The 18,277-nt window shown below is 61.3% G+C and carries 23 protein-coding genes; 11 read left to right on the top strand and 12 right to left on the bottom strand.

Annotated elements, in window-relative coordinates; translation table 11 throughout:
• Positions 1-29: 29 nt before the first annotated feature.
• Genes EXN22_RS05505 through EXN22_RS05495 form a run of 3 tightly spaced genes read right to left on the bottom strand, consistent with a single transcriptional unit; the run spans position 30 to position 1,108 of the window.
• The gene (locus EXN22_RS05505; RefSeq protein WP_130263112.1) at positions 30-653 is read right to left on the bottom strand and encodes an SOS response-associated peptidase; all 624 of its coding nucleotides are present in this window, start codon (positions 651-653) and stop codon (positions 30-32) included.
• Between the two features lie 12 nt (positions 654-665).
• Entirely contained in the window at positions 666-926 is a 261-nt protein-coding gene (locus EXN22_RS05500) for a putative signal transducing protein (protein WP_130263111.1), read from the bottom strand.
• The gene (locus EXN22_RS05495; protein ID WP_130263110.1) at positions 926-1,108 is read right to left on the bottom strand and encodes a CPXCG motif-containing cysteine-rich protein; all 183 of its coding nucleotides are present in this window, start codon (positions 1,106-1,108) and stop codon (positions 926-928) included. Before EXN22_RS05495 ends, EXN22_RS05500 begins: the two co-directional genes overlap by 1 nt.
• Positions 1,109-1,230: 122 nt before the next feature.
• Here EXN22_RS05495 and EXN22_RS05490 point away from each other — a divergent pair, with 122 nt between their 5' ends.
• On the top strand, positions 1,231-2,397 hold the full coding sequence (locus EXN22_RS05490) for a 1-acyl-sn-glycerol-3-phosphate acyltransferase (protein ID WP_165392186.1): 1,167 nt from the start codon (positions 1,231-1,233) through the stop codon (positions 2,395-2,397).
• A gap of 39 nt (positions 2,398-2,436) precedes the next feature.
• Here the strand turns inward: EXN22_RS05490 and EXN22_RS05485 are convergent, their stop codons facing one another.
• On the bottom strand, positions 2,437-2,697 hold the full coding sequence (locus EXN22_RS05485) for a hypothetical protein (RefSeq protein WP_130263109.1): 261 nt from the start codon (positions 2,695-2,697) through the stop codon (positions 2,437-2,439).
• 170 nt (positions 2,698-2,867) lie between these two features.
• Between EXN22_RS05485 and EXN22_RS05480 the strand changes: the two genes are divergently transcribed.
• Positions 2,868-3,074: a hypothetical protein gene (locus tag EXN22_RS05480; protein WP_010225766.1), complete on the top strand. Its 207-nt coding sequence runs from the start codon at positions 2,868-2,870 to the stop codon at positions 3,072-3,074.
• Between the two features lie 62 nt (positions 3,075-3,136).
• On the opposite strand, the gene EXN22_RS05475 is transcribed toward EXN22_RS05480, so the two are convergent.
• The gene (locus tag EXN22_RS05475; RefSeq protein WP_130263108.1) at positions 3,137-3,721 is read right to left on the bottom strand and encodes a YajG family lipoprotein; all 585 of its coding nucleotides are present in this window, start codon (positions 3,719-3,721) and stop codon (positions 3,137-3,139) included.
• Positions 3,722-3,897: 176 nt separating this feature from the next.
• Here EXN22_RS05475 and EXN22_RS05470 point away from each other — a divergent pair, with 176 nt between their 5' ends.
• A complete protein-coding gene (locus tag EXN22_RS05470; protein WP_130263107.1) occupies positions 3,898-4,131 on the top strand; it encodes a hypothetical protein in 234 nt (77 codons plus the stop codon).
• Positions 4,132-4,736: 605 nt separating this feature from the next.
• On the top strand, positions 4,737-6,242 hold the full coding sequence (gene mqo / locus EXN22_RS05465) for a malate dehydrogenase (quinone) (RefSeq protein WP_130263106.1): 1,506 nt from the start codon (positions 4,737-4,739) through the stop codon (positions 6,240-6,242).
• Between the two features lie 126 nt (positions 6,243-6,368).
• Here the strand turns inward: mqo and EXN22_RS05460 are convergent, their stop codons facing one another.
• The 4 genes from EXN22_RS05460 to EXN22_RS05445 form a co-directional block, all read right to left on the bottom strand.
• Positions 6,369-6,659 (bottom strand): PA4642 family protein, encoded by a 291-nt coding sequence (locus EXN22_RS05460; protein ID WP_130263105.1) that lies wholly within the window; start codon positions 6,657-6,659, stop codon positions 6,369-6,371.
• 70 nt (positions 6,660-6,729) lie between these two features.
• The gene (locus tag EXN22_RS05455) at positions 6,730-7,197 is read right to left on the bottom strand and encodes a hypothetical protein (protein WP_130263104.1); all 468 of its coding nucleotides are present in this window, start codon (positions 7,195-7,197) and stop codon (positions 6,730-6,732) included.
• Between the two features lie 65 nt (positions 7,198-7,262).
• The gene (locus EXN22_RS05450) at positions 7,263-7,736 is read right to left on the bottom strand and encodes a WbuC family cupin fold metalloprotein (RefSeq protein WP_130263103.1); all 474 of its coding nucleotides are present in this window, start codon (positions 7,734-7,736) and stop codon (positions 7,263-7,265) included.
• A 3-nt stretch (positions 7,737-7,739) separates the two neighbouring features.
• Positions 7,740-8,297, bottom strand: a complete 558-nt coding sequence (locus tag EXN22_RS05445; RefSeq protein WP_130263102.1) for a hypoxanthine-guanine phosphoribosyltransferase — start codon at positions 8,295-8,297, stop codon at positions 7,740-7,742.
• 164 nt (positions 8,298-8,461) lie between these two features.
• Here EXN22_RS05445 and upp point away from each other — a divergent pair, with 164 nt between their 5' ends.
• Positions 8,462-9,100, top strand: a complete 639-nt coding sequence (gene upp, locus EXN22_RS05440; RefSeq protein ID WP_130263101.1) for a uracil phosphoribosyltransferase — start codon at positions 8,462-8,464, stop codon at positions 9,098-9,100.
• 2 nt (positions 9,101-9,102) lie between these two features.
• Positions 9,103-10,377 (top strand): uracil-xanthine permease family protein, encoded by a 1,275-nt coding sequence (locus EXN22_RS05435; RefSeq protein WP_130263100.1) that lies wholly within the window; start codon positions 9,103-9,105, stop codon positions 10,375-10,377.
• A gap of 68 nt (positions 10,378-10,445) precedes the next feature.
• Here the strand turns inward: EXN22_RS05435 and hemH are convergent, their stop codons facing one another.
• A complete protein-coding gene (hemH, locus tag EXN22_RS05430; protein WP_130263099.1) occupies positions 10,446-11,459 on the bottom strand; it encodes a ferrochelatase in 1,014 nt (337 codons plus the stop codon).
• Positions 11,460-11,472: 13 nt separating this feature from the next.
• Positions 11,473-12,378: a TIGR01777 family oxidoreductase gene (locus EXN22_RS05425; RefSeq protein ID WP_130263098.1), complete on the bottom strand. Its 906-nt coding sequence runs from the start codon at positions 12,376-12,378 to the stop codon at positions 11,473-11,475.
• Positions 12,379-12,564: 186 nt separating this feature from the next.
• Between EXN22_RS05425 and EXN22_RS05420 the strand changes: the two genes are divergently transcribed.
• The 5 genes from EXN22_RS05420 (at position 12,565) to EXN22_RS05400 (ending at position 17,705) form a co-directional block, all read left to right on the top strand.
• Positions 12,565-13,551, top strand: coding sequence for an NAD(P)/FAD-dependent oxidoreductase (locus tag EXN22_RS05420; RefSeq protein WP_130263097.1), 987 nt, complete (start codon positions 12,565-12,567; stop codon positions 13,549-13,551).
• A gap of 150 nt (positions 13,552-13,701) precedes the next feature.
• The gene (locus tag EXN22_RS05415; RefSeq protein WP_130263096.1) at positions 13,702-14,670 is read left to right on the top strand and encodes a YbgA family protein; all 969 of its coding nucleotides are present in this window, start codon (positions 13,702-13,704) and stop codon (positions 14,668-14,670) included.
• A complete protein-coding gene (locus EXN22_RS05410) occupies positions 14,660-15,553 on the top strand; it encodes a MerR family transcriptional regulator (protein WP_130263095.1) in 894 nt (297 codons plus the stop codon). Before EXN22_RS05415 ends, EXN22_RS05410 begins: the two co-directional genes overlap by 11 nt.
• Complete coding sequence (phrB, locus tag EXN22_RS05405; protein ID WP_130263094.1) at positions 15,544-16,986, top strand: deoxyribodipyrimidine photo-lyase; 1,443 nt, start codon at positions 15,544-15,546, stop codon at positions 16,984-16,986. Before EXN22_RS05410 ends, phrB begins: the two co-directional genes overlap by 10 nt.
• On the top strand, positions 16,983-17,705 hold the full coding sequence (locus EXN22_RS05400; RefSeq protein ID WP_233281681.1) for an SDR family NAD(P)-dependent oxidoreductase: 723 nt from the start codon (positions 16,983-16,985) through the stop codon (positions 17,703-17,705). Before phrB ends, EXN22_RS05400 begins: the two co-directional genes overlap by 4 nt.
• A 21-nt stretch (positions 17,706-17,726) precedes the next feature.
• Here the strand turns inward: EXN22_RS05400 and EXN22_RS05395 are convergent, their stop codons facing one another.
• On the bottom strand, positions 17,727-18,245 hold the full coding sequence (locus EXN22_RS05395; RefSeq protein ID WP_130263093.1) for an acyloxyacyl hydrolase: 519 nt from the start codon (positions 18,243-18,245) through the stop codon (positions 17,727-17,729).
• Positions 18,246-18,277: the final 32 nt, after the last annotated feature.

The following is an 18,277-nucleotide window of genomic DNA, read 5'->3' as shown; positions in this document are numbered from 1 at the left end:
AAGCCCGCTCCCACCGTCCCGCGATGCTCTTAAGCCGGAGTCAAACACTCCGGCCCATTGAGTTTCGGGTCATTGACCATATTCGCCAGCACCCGCTCACGCAACGGCGCCTGGCTGCTCGCCAGCAGCTCGTACAAGCGCGCCGGCGGGGTCTGGGGATCAAGCCATGCCGCCTGCCCGGCAGCATCGAGAATCAGCGGCCTGCGCTGGTTCATCGCCGCCTGGGTCACCACTGCTGCACTCAGCCAGACCTGATCCTGCACCGGATACTGCTCCCAGATCGCCGCAAAGAACAGCGAAGAGCCCTCCCCCGGCGTCAGCCAGTACGGCCGCTTGCGCTGGGTGCCGCGCCATTCGTAAAAGCCGTTGGCCGGCAACAGGCAGCGGCGCTGGCGAAAGGCTTCGCGAAACATCGGCTGTTCGGCCAGGGTCTCGGCCCGGGCATGAGCCGGGGTGCGCGAAAGGTCAGTGAGCCAGGCCGGGGTCAGCCCCCAGCGCGCCCGCGCCAGCTCCATCTGGCCATCGTCGAGGCGGCGCTGGATCAGCACGGATGCGCCGGGTGAAATATTCCATTGCGCTTGCTGGTCACTGGGAAATCCCGGCAGGGCAGCAAAGGCGGGAGACCAGCGAAACAGCGCATAACGTCCACACATGAGGGCAAAAACCTAGCAAATCAGGGTTCCGGGAATGTTCTCCGGTTCGTCGCCGGCAAGGGGCTGGGCGCTATTGTACGCGGCGATCAACTGGCGTGCGCAGCCGGCCTGCTCATCCGCCACCGCCAGGCCCAGCAGGCCGTGCATCGGCAAGTCGCCCATGGCGCCCATGAGGTCGCGGCCGACCAGGTGCACAGTGATGCCTTCACTGGCCAGCATGCCAATGAGCATCTCGGCTTCCAGCAAGCTTTCAGGCTCGTAGATTCGCTGCATCAATCATTCTCACCATAGATGTCCAGCATCCATTCCTCGCCATGCACCTGCAGTACGAACCTGATCGGCTTGCAGCACACCTGGCAGTCCTCGATGTACTCCTGATCACCGCCGGACAGGTCCACCGTCGTCTCGACTTCTTCACCACAATAAGGACAATCGTAGATCGCTGTCTCCAGCATCGCGGCCTCCTGAGTGACTTATGCGTATAATTGCCGGTCTATTTACAGGTCCTGCGTGTGTCTGAGCCGTTTTTCAGACCCCGGCCCCTACCTATTACCCTAGCCGTTTCCAACAAGAGAGCATGATGGGCGAATTCGATGCCATCCGACCGTACGACGACGCTGAAGTCCCTGCCGTTCTGGCACGACTGCTCAGCGACCCGGCATTCCTCGATATCCTCACCCACTTTCGCTTCCCGCGCATGGCCGGGGCCTTTGGCTGGTTGCTCAAGCCGCTGATCGCCCGGCGCCTGCGCAAAGAGTTTGCCGGTGTCAGCTGCGTCTCGACCCTGCAGGACAAGGTCGAGTACTACGTCGACCATACCATCGAGCGGGCGACCGACGGCGTGACCTACACCGGCGTCGAGCAGCTCAAGGCCGGTACCGCCTATCTGTTTCTGGCCAACCACCGCGATATCGTCATGGACCCGGCGTTCGTCAACTATGCCGTGTATCACGCCGGCCTGCCGACGCCGCGCATCGCCATCGGTGACAACCTGCTGCAAAAGCCGTTCGTCAGCGACATGATGCGCCTGAACAAGAGCTTCATCGTGCACCGCTCGATCACCGGCCGCCGGGAAAAGCTCGCCGCTTACCAACTGCTGTCGGCTTACATCAACCATTCGATCCGCAACGACGGCCAATCGATCTGGATCGCCCAGGCCGAGGGCCGGGCCAAGGATGGTGATGACCGTACCGATTCGGCCATCCTGAAAATGTTCCACATGAGCCGCAAGGACGAACCGTTCGGCGCGGTCATCCAGTCGCTGAACCTGAGCCCGGTGTCGATCAGCTACGAGTATGACCCGTGCGACCAGGCCAAGGCGCGCGAGCTGTACATCCGCGCCACCACCGGCAGCTACAGCAAAGCGCCAGGCGAAGACGACGTCAGCATCGCCCAGGGCATTACCGGCTACAAGGGTCGTGTGCACATCAACTTCGCACCACCGGTGAGCGCGTTTGTCGAAGACGCCAAGCAACTGGCAGCAGAAATCGACCGCCAGATCCTCGCCGGATACCGGTTGTTCCCGGTGCATTACCTGGCGTATGCACAGTGGGCCGATGCCGACCCGGCGCTGGATGTACCGACAGCGGCCAAGGTCTTCCCGGCCGATGAACTGGCCCGCGCCCAGGCCGAATGGCAGCGCCGCCTGGACGCTTGCCCGGCCGAGCAACAGCCGTACCTGGTGCAGCAGTATGCGACGCCGGTGCGCAATCAGTACCGGGTCAAGGCGGGATTGGCGCTGTAAATTCATCGCGGGGCAAGTCGGGTCGCCCCGCGATAGGCTTCACGCCCAGGTGCTGAACCAGGACAGCAACAGGGCCAGCGCCAAAAAGGCAAAACCGAGAATGTAGTAGAAACGGTTGATGCGCAGGCTCATGCCCTCGACAACCGCCTCATCGGCGGCCATGCCCGCCAGGGTTTGCGCCGCACGACGGCGGGCACTGTGCAGCAGCAGCCCGCCCGGGCAGGTCAGCATCAGGGCCAGCAGGTTGATCAGCTTGGCCGGATGGGCGGCGAACAGCCCCCAGATCACTTGCAACGACATCACAAAACCTCAAAAAGAAGTACATCAATACCTTCAACACGGCGGGCATTCTACCCAAGCGTCGTGCCCCTGCCTGTGCTTTACGACAAACGACGATTAATTCCCGCCGTCATACGCTCGTCATCAAGACACGCCACTCTATCGGCCGTTACCACGCACCGGAGCTTGTCATGCTGCACGCCGAAAACCAGGACCGCCTCTACCTGATCGCCCAAAGCGACGAGCAGCAGGCACTGATCGATGGCCTGGCGTTCAACGTCCAGGACCGCCAGTGGCTGGTGTACTGCGCCCTGGGCGGGCATGCCCATGACGACCTGCCCGAAGTCGACGGCCCCACCGGCATCAGTGTTCTGGATTTCTACGTAGAAGCCGCCTGAGCCCCGCAAACGCAAAAGCCCGATGCCTGCCCTGCAGACATCGGGCTTTTTAATGGGCGGGCTTACTCGCCGAGGATCTGGCCGACAGCCTGGTCCTTGAACAAGCGGGTCAGTGCGTCGCTGAGCACGTCACTCACCAACTTGGTGTTGGTTTCCTGGTTGGGTGCCATGCCGAAGCGCTGGTCAAGCGAGGCGCCGTAGCGGCCGCTGTAACGACGGTTGGCATTGGCCACGTCAGCCTTGAAGGTTGCACCAATGGTGGCTTCGGTCACGTACATGCCCTCTTTGGGCGACTGGTACTTGAGTTCGGTCAGGGTCACGGTCAGTTGTGGCGCGTTGTAGGCGTTCGGCGTCGGGGTGAAGCCCAGCAGACGCACGGCGGCTTCCGCCTGGGCCTGCAGTTTTGGCAGGATATCGTTGCCGGTGACGGTGATAGCACTGGTTTCCGGGTACAGGCCGCCGCGGGTGCCCAGGGTTTGCGAAGCACGGCCATCGACCACCTTGACCACCACTGGCTGGCCATGACCGACCGGCGCCAGCTGGGCGGTGAGTTTCGGTTGCGGGCTGAGTTGTTGCGGGCTGTGGGCACAACCGGCCAAGGTCAGACTGGTCACCGCGATCAAACCGAACAACAAACGTTGCAACATGCTCATCTCTCCAGAATAGGCAGCAAAGGCCGCCAGTATAACCAGCAAGGGGCAGGCCAGCTATCGGCGTGCCATCAACGAATAAGACCGGCGAGCCCGGCCCCGGTTCGCTGTCATAATCGTTTCATCACGGCCTGGTTATCCTTGCACCAGTTTCTTCCTAGGGGATACCTGCCATGCCCTCGCTTCTGACTCTGCTGTTCAAACGCAACCCTCAACGCTGCTTCGCCCGCCTCGACGCCCTGGGCCATTGCCAGGCTTTCAAGCAGTGCGCACAGCCCCCCGCGAGCAGCGGCTGGGTGGAAATCTACGAAATTCGCCTGGCCTGGCTCAACCAACCACTGCCCTCCAGCGCCCGTGTTTCAAAGCGTGTCAGTGGAAACTGGCTGCAACGTAGCCTCGCCGCCTGAGTTTTGCCTCAATAAAAGTCGCTAATTAAGAGCTTTTCTGCCCGCGACATCGCTATAATCTCCCCCCGATTATAAGGACGTCTCCTGATCGGGCCTCGCAGTACCGCCAATGCACAACATTGCGCATCCCCCGCACCGCCCACAGAGAGCCTTCCACACAGGTCTTGCACCAGCCAGTGTGCCTGCGTCATTCGGCCCCCTGCTCTGCCTGAACCTGCCGGATTTGCCATTGCGCAGTCCATTTTGAGGTTCACGACTCCAAAAGAGCGTGAAAAAACAGGTTTTCACAACTTCACGAGAGTGTGGCGAGCAATGAACAGTCTGGCATGTGCAAAAGCACCTAAAGTGTCCCGAACAGCCCTGAACAGCTGGCAACAGCGCTCATCTCAAATGGGTGCCTGAAGCCGGTCCATAACGCACGACGGATACCTTGACCATAAGTCGAATTGCCGCACCGGCTGTAAAATGCGTTCATAGGCAACGCAAAGCCCGGTTGGTGGTGTCCGCTGAAGTTGCAAAAACTGCGAAGAATCGGACATGGCGATCCTGGCAAGCCAGGGATCCTATGCTGTCAATTTGGTGCTGAAGATTTTGGAGACGCGTTAATGGCGCAGAACGAAGCAGTCGATGTAGTACTGGTAGGGGCAGGCATCATGAGTGCCACCCTGGCCGTACTGCTCAAGGAACTCGACCCGGCAATCAAGCTGGAAGTCGTCGAGTTGATGGATTCGGGTGCCGCGGAAAGTTCCAACCCGTGGAACAACGCCGGGACCGGCCATGCCGGGCTGTGTGAACTGAACTACACGCCACAGGCCGCCGACGGCAGCATCGATATCAAGAAAGCGGTGCACATCAATACCCAGTTCGAGGTGTCCCGGCAGTTCTGGGCCTACCTGAGCAAGAAAGGTGCGTTCAGCTCGCCACGGGCGTTCATCAACCCCGTGCCACACCTGAGCTACGTCGAAGGTGAAAAGGGCATCAGCTTCCTCAAGAAGCGTTTTGAAATGCTCAAGCAGCACCATGCCTTCACCGAGATGGAATACACCGAAGACAAGGCGGTGATGAACGAGTGGATGCCGCTGATGATGCCGGGGCGCCCTGCCGACCAGCAAATCGCCGCCACACGCGTCATGAAAGGCACCGACGTCAACTTCGGCGCGCTGACCAACAAGCTGCTCAAGCACCTGGCCAATGCCCCCGAGGCCCAGGTCAAGTACTGCAAGAAGGTCACCGGCCTACGCCGTAATGGCAGTGGCTGGACCGTCAGCATCAAGGACGTCAACAGCGGCAGCAGCCGCGAAGTCGACGCCCGCTTCGTTTTCCTCGGCGCGGGTGGCGCGGCCCTGCCGCTGCTGCAATTGTCGGGCATCGAAGAGAGCAAGGGCTTTGGCGGTTTCCCGGTCAGCGGCCAGTGGCTGCGTTGCGATAACCCCGAAGTGGTCAAGCACCACCAGGCCAAGGTCTACAGCCAGGCTGCGGTAGGTTCGCCACCGATGTCAGTGCCGCACCTGGACACTCGGGTCGTCGACGGCAAGACTTCGCTGCTGTTCGGCCCCTATGCCGGCTTCACCACCAAGTTCCTCAAGCACGGCTCGTTCCTCGATCTGCCGCTGTCGGTACGCATGGGCAACATCGGCCCGATGCTGGCCGTAGCCCGCGACAACATGGACCTGACCAAGTACCTGGTCAGCGAAGTGATGCAGTCGATGGAACAGCGCCTGGACTCGCTGCGGCGCTTCTACCCCGAGGCCAAAGCCGAGGACTGGCGTCTGGAAGTGGCAGGCCAGCGTGTGCAGATCATCAAGAAAGACCCGAAAAAAGGCGGCATCCTGCAGTTCGGTACCGAACTGGTCGCGGCCAAGGACGGCTCCCTGGCCGCCCTGCTCGGTGCCTCGCCAGGTGCATCGGTGACCGTGTCGATCATGCTGGAACTGATCGAGCGCTGCTTCCCCGAGCAGGCCAAGGGCGCCTGGGCTGCCAAGCTCAAGGAAATTTTCCCGGCCCGGGAAAAGGTCCTGGCCAGCGACGCGGCCCTGTACCACAAGATCAGTGCGTACAACGACGAGGCCCTGGGCCTGGTCGAAAGCAGCCCGGCACAGAGCTACGCATAACCTGCCGGCATAAAAAAACGCCCTTAGGTGGGAGCGGGCTTGCCCCGCGATGCGATTGGCCTGGCAGATCGCAATCGCGGGGCAAGCCCGCTCCCACTGAAGGGCGCTTTTTATAGCGCGGTGTAGTCAGCCACGCGCTTTGTCGATGATCTCGATGTACTCGGCGCTGTTGCGCTGGTCCTTGATGGCTTCGACAAACGTCTGGCCGTGCTCGTCCTTGCCGTCCAGGTCATGACCTGCTTCGACGAAGAAGCCGACATAACGCTCGAAGTCATCGATGCGCAGGCCACGGTAGCCCTTGATCAGCTTGTGATGCGACGGCGAAGTGAGGTTATCGGCCGGCTCGTACTGCAGGAACGACTTGATGTAGTCGTCGCTGATCTCATCACCAATCACTTGCTTCTTGTCTTTACGCATTGCCGACTCCAACTGAACCATCACGGACATTTTCACGGGCCGGCAGTTTACCCCCGGGCAGCGCCGGCACTCAACGCGCGCGTACGCTGCCGGTGTGCAGATCGGCCCAGATGTGACCATTGGGATAACTGAGGAACTGCACATAGACAGTATCGTTGCGCAGCAGGTCGAGCATCACCCGGTACTGGGCCAGCGGGTAGTTCAGTGTCAGGGTCTTGCTCTTGTCGTCGAACACCGGTTTTTTCAGGCTTTTGCTTTCGGCATCGAAGCTGATCAGCACCTGGCTGATGGTCGCCCCCTTGCTCATCGGCTTGCCTTTTAGGCGCAGAATCAACGGCGAAGTGACAGGAATAGGTTGCTGGTTGGACTGGCGCTGATTGCCTACCACCACCGAGTAGCTGGTGACTTGCAACAGCTGTTGGGAATCAGCAGCCTCCTTGCGCACCCCGAGATCATCGGGCGGCAGGAACTGACCGTGCAGGGGCGTCGCGGCAAGCGGCATGCTCAACAGCAATAACAACGGGAGGATCGCACGCATGTCAGGCTCCTTGGGGGCAGCCTGGCACTCTAGCATGAGAAAACGTTCGCGGGCCCAAGGCAATTTCAGTCGAACTGCGCGCGCATCCAGGCGTGATACTCGGCGACACCCGGCTCACCTTCACGCGGTGCCCAGGTACTGAAATCGCCCTGTGCAACCGGACGGAACGGACCGGCCTTGCACTCAAACATCACAGTGTCCGGCTCAAGCACTACCAACCCATGGAATACACCGGTCGGCAGGTCGACACCTAGGCATTCGCCCCCCGCCTGAAGCACCCGCTTGTCAACAACCTCGCCCTGATCATTGAAAACCAGCAGACCCAGTGCCCCTCGAAGAACAAGCAGGCACTCAGCCTTGTCCGACGCCTGGTGACGGTGCGGCGGAATATAGGTAGAAGGCTGCATGCCTACGGCCATGCGGTGGCAGGGTTCTTCCATGTCATGGAAGTTGTGGTGCTGACGGCCGCGCGGATTTGCCGCAGCCTTGCTGGCCAGCTCGGTAAACAATGATTGATCGAGAAAACCGGGCTGGCGCATGAGTCAGAGTCCTTTGACGGCGTAAATACCGGCGGCATTGCGCCAGTAGCCTTTGTAATCCATACCGTAACCGAACACGTAGCGGTCGATGCAGCTCAGGCCACAGAAATCAGCCTTGAGGTCGGCGCTGGCCTTGCGGTCATGGTCCTTGTCGATCAGCACCGCAGTATGCACGGCACGGGCGCCGGCGTGCTTGCAGAAATCGATAATTGCGCTGAGGGTATGACCTTCATCAAGGATGTCGTCGATAATCAGCACATCGCGATCGATGAACGACACTTCCGGCTTGGCCTTCCAGAACAGGTCGCCGCCGCTGGTCTGGTTGCGGTAGCGGGTAGCGTGCAGGTAGGAGGATTCCAGCGGAAACTGCAGGTGGGTGAGCAGTTTGCCAGCGAAGATCAGGCCACCGTTCATCACGCAGAACACCACCGGGTTGCTGTCGGCCAGTACCTCGGTGATTTGCGCGCCCACACGGGCAATGGCGGCCTCGACTTCAGCTTCAGTGTGCAGGCAGTCAGCCTCGCGCATGACTTGACGGATGTGCTCGAGATCGGCGGACATGGCGCTCTCCAAAGGGCGGCAATTGAGAAAAGCGGGCAAAGGTACGCACCCAATCGCATCAGATCAAGCATTTCTGGACTAACGTCCAGTAAGTCTGAGGACATGCATGGCTGAATAGATTAATCTAGCGCGGTTTTTTTGCCCGCCCCCCGGAGCTTTTCCCTATGCCTACCCGTGAGATCCGCCATCCGCTGATCCGCCACAAGCTCGGCCTGATGCGCCGCGCTGACATCAGCACGAAGAATTTTCGCGAACTCGCCCAGGAAGTCGGCACGCTCCTGACTTACGAAGCCACCAAAGACCTGCCCCTGGAAAGCTATGAGATCGATGGCTGGTGCGGCAAGGTCCAGGTCGAGAAAATCGCCGGCAAGAAGATCACTGTAGTACCGATCCTGCGGGCCGGCATCGGCATGCTCGACGGCGTGCTCAGCCTGATTCCGGGCGCCAAGGTCAGCGCCGTGGGCGTGGCCCGTAACGAGGAAACCCTCGAAGCGCACACCTACCTGGAAAAACTGGCACCGGAAATCAACGAACGCCTGGCCCTGATCATCGACCCGATGCTGGCCACCGGCGCCTCGATGGTTGCCACCATCGACCTGCTGAAAAAAGCTGGCTGCAAGGACATCCGCGCCATGGTTCTGGTTGCGGCTCCCGAAGGCATCGCGGTGGTGGAAAAAGCCCACCCGGACGTGCAGATCTACACCGCCTCGATCGACGAGCGCCTGAACGAGCACGGCTACATCATCCCTGGCCTGGGCGATGCCGGTGACAAGATCTTCGGTACCAAGCAGAAGGACGCCTGAACATGCAGGATGAGTTCAACGACCCGCTCTGGCGCCAGGTCGTTTCCGGCGCGCAGATGCTCTTCGTCGCCTTCGGCGCGCTGGTACTGATGCCACTGATCACCGGTCTGGACCCCAACGTCGCGCTGTTCACGGCGGGTCTGGGAACTCTGCTGTTCCAGCTGGTGACAGGCCGCCAGGTACCCGTGTTCCTGGCCTCGAGCTTCGCCTTCATTACCCCGATCATCCTCGCCAAGGGCCAGTTCGGCCTGGCCGAGACCATGGGCGGGGTCATGGCTGCCGGTTTCGTCTACACCTTCCTGGGCCTTGCCGTGAAGATCAAGGGCACCGGTTTCATCGACCGTCTGCTGCCTCCGGTCGTGATTGGCCCGGTGATCATCTCCATCGGCCTGGCCATGGCGCCGATTGCCGCCAACATGGCCATGGGCAAGGCCGGTGACGGCGCCGAGCTGCTGCCTTACAGCACCGCCATGATGATCTCGATGCCAGCACTGCTGACCACCCTGATTGTCGCCGTGTTCGGCAAGGGCATCTTCCGCCTGGTACCAATCATCGCCGGCGTGCTGGTGGGCTTTGGCCTGTCGTTCTACTTCGGTGTGGTCGACACTGCCAAGATCGCTGCCGCGCCATGGCTGGCCCTGCCGCACTTCACTGCACCGGCCTTCAACTGGCAGGCGATCCTGTTCATCGTACCGGTTGCCCTGGCGCCGGCGATCGAACACATCGGTGGGGTAATTGCCGTGGGCAGCGTGACTGGCCGCGACTACCTGAAGAAGCCTGGCCTGCACCGTACCCTGCTCGGTGACGGTATCGCCACGACCACCGCCGGCCTGTTCGGCGGGCCGCCCAATACCACTTACGCCGAAGTGACAGGCGCGGTGATGCTGACCAAGAACTACAACCCGAAGATCATGACCTGGGCGGCAGTGTTTGCCATCACCCTGGCCTTCATCGGCAAGTTCGGCGCGCTGCTACAGAGTATTCCGGTACCGGTGATGGGCGGCATCCTCTGCCTGCTGTTCGGCTCGATTGCAGCGGTGGGCATGAACACCATGATCCGCCACAAGATCGACCTCAGCGAGGCACGCAATCTGGTGATCGTTTCGGTAACCCTGGTGTTCGGTATCGGCGGCGTGCTGATCGGCACGGGCACCGGCCCGGATGACTGGGGCCTGAAGGGCATCGCCCTGTGCGCCGTGGTGGCCATTGCCCTGAACCTGCTGTTGCCGGGCAATGATGGCTGGAAGAACAAGGCACTGGACGATCAGTTGCCTTGATCTGAAACCCATCGCGGGGCAAGCCCGCTCCTACAGTCTGTGGGAGCGGGCTTGCCCCGCGATGAGGCTCAAGCCTTTTCGCACATCCCCTTCAACGCCTGCACCCACTGCGGGTGATCATTCAGGCACGGCACCAGCACCAGCTCCTCGCCACCCGCCTCGACAAACTGCTCGCGCCCACGATCGCCGATCTCCTCCAGGGTTTCGATGCAATCGGCCACGAACGCCGGGCACATCACCAGCAGTTTTTTCACCCCGGACTTGCCCAGCTCGTCCAGACGTGTCTCGGTATAGGGCTCGATCCACTTCGCCCGCCCCAGGCGTGACTGGAACGACACCGACCACTTGCCGTCGGGGATGCCCATCTTCTTCGCAAACGCCTGGGCGGTGCGCAGGCACTGGCCGCGGTAACAGACCGCCAGCATTTCAGGTGAAGCATCGCGACAGCAATCGGCGTCCTGAAAACGGTGATTACCCGTCGGGTCGAGTTTTTTCAGGTGCCGCTCAGGCAGGCCATGGAAACTCAGCAGCAGGTGATCGTAATCCTGCTGCAAATAGGGCTGCGCGCTGGCCACCAAGGCATCGATGTATTCAGGCTGGTCGTAGAACGGCTGCAGTATCGCCATTTCAAGCGCCAGCATCTGCTCGGCAATCACCTGTTTGGCTTGCTCCACCACCGTGGTCACGGTGCTGTCGGCAAACTGCGGATACAGCGGCGCGAGGGTGACTTTCTTTACCCCCTGGGCAGCCAGGCGCGCCAGCACGGTGGGCAGCGAAGGCTCACCGTAGCGCATGGCGATCTCCACCGGACCGTGACACCACTGGTCGCGCATAGCCGCTTGCAGGCGGCGGGTCAGCACCACCAAGGGTGAACCTTCGTCCCACCAGATCGAGGCATAGGCATGGGCCGATTGCTCAGGACGCTTGATCAGGATCAGCGACACCAGCAGGCGCCGCACCGGCCACGGCAGGTCGATGACGTAGGGGTCCATGAGAAACTGATTGAGGTAGCGGCGCACGTCGGCGACAGAAGTGGAGGCCGGTGAACCCAGGTTGACCAGCAGCAAAGCGTGATCGGTCATGCAACGTCCTATTTCAGAGGCGGCTGGACAGTTCGTCCAGGGCCGATTGCAGATCATTGAAGCGGAAGGTGAAACCGGCGGCCAGCAAACGTACCGGCCGCGCCCGTTGCCCTCCGAGCAGCAGGGTCGACAGCTCGCCCAGACCAGCCTTGAGCACCAGCGCCGGCAGCGGCATGAACGCCGGGCGGTGCAAAGCCCGGCCCAGGCGCCTGGCGAACTCACGGTTGCGCACCGGCTCCGGGGCGCAGGCATTATAAGGACCGCTGGCATCCTTGCGCTGCAAGAGAAAATCAATCAGGGCGATCTGATCGTCTATATGTATCCATGGCATCCATTGCCGACCATCGCCGATAGGCCCGCCCAGCCCCAGTTTGAACGGCAGGCGCAGGCGCGACAAAAAGCCGCCCTCACTCGACAGCACCAGGCCCGTGCGCACCAACACAACACGCACCCCCAGAGGCTGGGCAGCCATGGCAGTTTCCTCCCAGGCGATGCACAGTTGGCTGGCAAAGTCCTCCTTGACCGGCTGCGAGGCTTCGCTCAGCTCGCGTTCGCCGCCATCCCCATACCAACCTACCGCCGAACCCGAAATCAGCACCTCGGGACGCTGTTGACGCGCCTCCAGCCAGGTCAGCAAATGCTCGGTCAGGGTGATACGACTGGCCCACAACACAGCCCTTCGACCGGAGCTCCAGGGCCGATCGGCGATCGGTGCCCCGGCCAGATTGATGACCGCATCCAGGCTGTCGTCATCGCTCAGTTCCTCAAGCCGGGCGATGCCACGCACGCCAGCACCACACAACCTGCCCACCTGTTCAGGGCGTCGACTCCAGACCGTCAACCGATGCCCTTGGGCCAACCAGTGCTGACACAGCTGTTGGCCGATCAACCCGGTACCGCCGGTCAGCAATATATGCATGGCTGTGTCCTCGCATCGCGCGCCAGTGGTCTATTTTTAACAACAAGGCACTTTTTTGACCGATCGCTCTCGGATAAACATAGGCCAACCTGTGATAACGAGCGGAATCATCTTATACGGGGTTCATGCATTGTACAGGTTTGCTGCGCAGCCCAGTCTGCAACCACATGGTTCGAAGAGGCCATCATGACTGTACCTATTGCCATCATCGGGGCTGGTATCGCCGGCCTGTCCGCCGCCCAGGCCCTGCAAAAAGCCGGGCAGACCGTTCATTTGTTCGACAAGGGCCATGGCAGCGGCGGCCGGATGGCCAGCAAACGCAGCGATGCGGGCGCCCTCGATCTTGGCGCCCAGTACTTCACCGCCCGCGACCGGCGCTTTGTCGACCAGCTCCAGCAATGGGTAGCGGCAGGTTGGGCAGCAGAGTGGAAACCACAGTTGTACCACTACCAGGATGGCGTACTCAGCCCCTCCCCCGACGAACAGACGCGCTGGGTTGGCGTACCGCGCATGAGCGCTATCACCCGCGGCCTGCTCAAGGACGTCACGGTTAACTTCAGTTGCCGCATCGCCGAGGTCTATCGCGGCCAGAAGTACTGGCACCTGCAAGACACCGACGGTTGCAGCCACGGCCCTTTCAGCCGGGTAGTGGTCGCGGTGCCCGCGCCCCAGGCAACGCCCCTGCTGGCGGCTGCACCCAAGCTCGCTGCTGCGGCCGCCGGCGTTCAGATGGACCCGACCTGGGCGATTGCCCTGGCCTTCGACACCCCGCTCGACACCCCGATGCAAGGCTGCTTCGTACAGGACAGCGCCCTCGACTGGCTGGCGCGCAACCGGAGCAAACCCGGACGCGATGCACACATGGACACCTGGGTACTGCATGCCACCTCAAGCTGGAGCAAAGACCACATCGACCTGGCCAAGGAGGCTGTGATCGAGCAATTATGGGGCGACTTCGCCGAATTGGTCGGCTGCGTGGTGCCGGCCCCCACCTTCTCCCTCGCCCACCGCTGGCTCTATGCACGCCCGGCCAGCAACCACGAGTGGGGGGCGCTGGCCGACGCTGACCTGGGCCTGTATGCCTGTGGCGACTGGTGCTTGTCCGGTCGCGTCGAAGGCGCTTGGCTCAGTGGCCAGGAAGCCGCCCGACGCCTGCTCGAACACCTGGAATGACCCCTGGGGCGGCCTCTGAGCCCTCCCATCACGCTCGGGTGACCTGAACAAACGTTGTACAGCGCATTTGACTTGCACAGCTTTATCTCTATGATGAGATTTATCTGTACAACTTAATTTACTTGTACAATATTTTTCAGGACCTGCCACATGGACGCTCGTGACCTGTCGCGCAAGCCCCGTATCGCCATCAGCGCTTGCCTGCTGGGCCAGGCGGTGCGCTTCAATGGCGGTCACAAGGCGTCACGCTGGTGCACCGAGGTGCTCGGCGAACACTTCGATTTGCTCCCGGTCTGCCCGGAAGTCGCCATCGGCCTGGGCGTACCTCGCCCACCTATTCGCCTGGTCGGCGACCCCGCCGACCCGCAAGCGGTGTACAGCCGCGATCCCGGCCTGGATCTTAGCGGCCCGCTGCGTGCCTACGGGCAACAGATGGCCCAGGACCTGAATGATATCTGCGGCTATATCTTCATGCACAAGTCACCGTCGTGCGGCCTGGAACGGGTCAAGGTCTACCAGGCCAATGGTTATCCGGCGCCCGAGGGTGGCCGCGGAGTGTTCGCCGACGCATTCTGCACGCTACGCCCGGACCTGCCGGTGGAGGAAGATGGTCGGCTGTTTGATCCCGTATTGCGAGAGAACTTCATTACCCGCGTTTACGCCTACGCCGATTGGCAACAGTTGCTCGCCAGGGGCCTCAGCCGCGGCGCACTGATCGCATTTCACGCCCGTTACAAGTATCAGCTGATGGCCCACAACCCACAGCAGTACAAGGTACTGGGCAAGCTGCTCGGCAGCATGACCCGAGACGACGATCCGCAAATCCTCGCCCCGCGCTACTTCAGCCAGTTGATGCAAGCCCTGACCCGCTGTGCCAGCCGTGGCACTCATAGCAATGTGCTGCTGCACCTGAGCGGCTACCTGCGCGACGCCCTGAACGATGCCGACAAACAGGAGATCCGCCAGCTGATCAACCAGTACCATGACGGCGTGGTGCCGCTGGTGGTACCGCTGACCCTGCTCAAACATCATTTGCGCAACCACCCGGATCACTACCTGGCCCAGCAGGTCTACTTGCAGCCACACCCGGAAAACCTGAGCCTGCGCAATGCCATCTGAAGCGCTGCTGCCGATCCGCGATGTGACGCGGCTGACCGGCATCAATCCGGTCACCCTGCGCGCGTGGGAGCGGCGCTACGGTTTGATCGTGCCGCAACGAACCGGCAAAGGGCACCGTCTATACAGCCAGGAAGACATCCAGCGCATTCAGCAGATTCTCGCCTGGCTCAACCGCGGCGTCGCCGTCAGCCAGGTCAAGAGCCTGCTCGACGCTGCGCCCAGCACTCCTCGGACAACGCCAGGAAACACCTGGCAAACATTGCGCGAGCAATTGATCGAAGCCATCGCCAGCCTCGCCGAGCGCCGCCTCGACCAGCAGCTTAACCAGGCCATGGCCCTCTACCCTGCGGCGACGCTGTGTCAGCAACTGTTGCTGCCACTGCTCGAGGAGCTGGAGCGGCGCTGGCAGGGCCAGTTCGCCGCAAGCCTTGAGCGGGTGTTCTTCCACTCCTGGCTGCGCAGCAAGCTGGGCGCACGGATTTATCACAACAATCACCAGCTTGGCGGCGCCCCGTTGCTGCTGGTCAACGGCTGCGACCTGGCCTTCGACCCGCGGTTGTGGCTGAGCGCCTGGCTGGCGAGCAACGCCGGGCACCCGGTACAGGTCTTCGACTGGGCGCTCCCCGGCAACGAGCTGGCCCTGGCCGTGGACCGCCTGCGGCCATGGGCGCTGCTGCTGAGCATCGACAAGGCACTCGATGTGTCGCGCCTGCAACGAAACCTGGCCCACATCGACATTGCGAAACTCCTGTGCGGGCGCGCAGTCAGCATTCACAAGCAGGCGCTGCAAGCATGGAACGACGAGACGGTATTTGCCCTCGAAACGCCCCAGGCGGCGCTCGAGTGCCTGCACAGGCTATCAGGACACACGACATGCAATTGATCTGGCTGCGCAGCGATTTGCGCGTACTCGACAACACTGCTCTGACAGCGGCCTGCGAACGCGGCCCGACCCTGGCAGTATGGCTGCTGAGCCCGAGCCAATGGCTGGCCCATGACGATGCGCCGTGCAAAGTCGACTTCTGGTTGCGCAACCTGCAAAGCCTGAGCACGGCACTGGCGCAGTTGAACATCCCCCTGCTGATCCGCCATGCCGATACCTGGCAACAGGCCCCCCAGGTGCTGCTTGAACTGTGCCGGGAGCACAAGGTGCAGGGCGTGCACTTCAACGAAGAATACGGCGCCAATGAAAGCGCCCGCGACCAGGCTGTCAGTGCCCACCTGGAGCAGGCCGGCATCACCACCCACACCTACCTGGATCAATTGCTGTTGCACCCGGGCAGCATCCTCACCCGTAGCGGCGGCTACTTTCAGGTGTTCAGCCAGTTTCGCAAGGCCTGTCATGAGCGCCTGCACCTGAGCCTGCCACGCCTGGGCCATGCGCCCAAGGCGCAGGCGTCAATGGCCGTTGCCAGCGACCCGCTGCCCCACCAAGTGCCCGGCTTTGAGCTACCGCCCCAGTCACTACGAGACCTCTGGCCTGCTGGCGAACAGGAGGCGCAACACCGACTGCAGCATTTCATCGATGAATGCGCCACCGACTATCAGACACAACGCGACTTTCCCGCTGTCGCCGGTACCAGCCAGCTCTCGGCGTACCTGGCTGCAGGGGTGATTTCACCGCGCCAGTGCCTGCACGCGGCATTGAGCAACAACTATGGCGAGTTCGACAGTGGCAACCAGGGCCTGACGACCTGGATCAACGAGCTGCTCTGGCGCGAATTCTACAAGCACATCCTGGTTGGCTACCCGCGCGTCAGCAAGCACCGTGCCTTTCGCGCACAAACCCAAGCCCTGCCCTGGCGCCACGCGCCAGACGATCTCAAAGCCTGGCAGCAGGGGCAAACCGGCATCCCGATCATCGATGCAGCCATGCGCCAACTGCTCGCCACTGGCTGGATGCACAACCGCCTGCGCATGGTGGTCGCCATGTTCCTGAGCAAGAACCTGCTGATCGACTGGCGTGAAGGCGAACGCTTTTTCATGCGTCACCTCATCGACGGCGACCTCGCCGCCAACAACGGTGGCTGGCAGTGGAGCGCATCGACCGGCACCGATGCCGCGCCATACTTCCGCATCTTCAATCCGCTCAGCCAGTCACGACGCTTTGACGCTGACGGTCGCTTCATTCGGCAATGGGTACCGGAGTTGGCTGATCTGGATGCAAAAAAAATCCACAATCCAGTGATTACTGGCGATCTTTTTGCTTCTAAACTCTATCCACAGCCCATTGTGGACCTCGGTAGCAGTCGCCAACGTGCGTTGGATGCTTTTCAGAATTTACCCACGCGGCAGGAACAGAGGGCAGCATCGTGATCAATCCCGTCTCGCGCAGAGTGTGGGTCACCGGCGCCGCTAGTGGCCTAGGCCTGGCATTGGTGCAGCAGTTGCTTGAACACGGCTGGAAGGTTGCCGCCAGCGGTCGTGCGTCCCCCGAACTGCAGGGGTTGTCACTGCAAAACCCCGAGCAGTTGTTACTGCTCGACGGTAACTTGACGGATGCCACGCAAGCAGCGGCGGCCAGCAAGCAGCTCAGCGAAAGCTGGGGGGCGCTTGACTGCCTGTTGGTGAATGCTGGCACCTGTGATTACCTGGACATCAGCATCGCACCCACCGCGATTTTCGAGGCCATCACCAGCACCAACCTGAGCGCTTCGGTGCATTGCCTACAATCTGCAACCCCGTTGCTGGAGAAAGGCCAGGCACCACAGGTGTTGGCGATTCTCAGCCACTATTCCTCACTGCAATTGTTCGAACCAAGCCAGCCAGCCACGCCGAGCAATAGTGTCACAGAGGTGTTTCGCAGCGCCCGGCAAGCCTTGAAAAATCAGGGCATCGACTTGACCCTGGTCGCCCCGCAGACGTTGAAAGTGCCCGTGGTGTCGATTCAGGTCATGCCTGAGCAGTGGACGCCAGACACGGCTGCCGATGTCATCATCAAGCGCCTGCCTGAACACGCGCCGGAGTTACTGTTCGAAGCACTCAACCTCAATAGCCTCTGGCCATTACCTGAACAACCGGCAAGCCCTGTGTAAAACACAGGGCGCTGCGCCGGCTCAGAGCGACATGCGGTAGTGCAATGAGTAGCTCTCGACACCATCGTTGGGTGTTTGCAACCCGGCGTTGGAGTAATGAATGGCGCGCACGCCCACTTCATGTCCACCGGCAAAGCGCAAACCAAAGCCAATGCGGTCTTCGAATTGAAAGGAAGAGCCAAGTTCGTTGCTCTCGACCTCAGTACTGGAAAACGCCGCTACACCGATACCGGCTTCGATGTAGGGTTTGACTGACTCGCCGGCAAACTCGTAAACGAATACTGGCGAAAACGACAGGCTGTGATTGCTGGCGGTTTCATCACCCTCCCAGTAGGTGTAGGCACCATCCCAGTAGCCAGTAATACGTCCTACGCTAGTTTGCCACCAACTGACATCCCAGTTCGATTGCAGGCCCAGTCGATAGGTCATGGTCGAGTCGCCGGTCTGCCCTACCGAGAACGACACGTCCGCTGCTTGAGTTGGAAGAGATTGCCCCAGGGTGACGGCTGCAAGAGCAGCCAAGCAAAGCAGTTTCTTCATGAGAAACGTCCTTTTTCTTAATGCTGTTGTTG

It is taken from the genome of Pseudomonas tructae (assembly GCF_004214895.1).
GTDB classification, from domain to species: Bacteria; Pseudomonadota; Gammaproteobacteria; order Pseudomonadales; family Pseudomonadaceae; genus Aquipseudomonas; species Aquipseudomonas tructae.
This window is presented reverse-complemented; position numbering and strand designations above follow the sequence as displayed.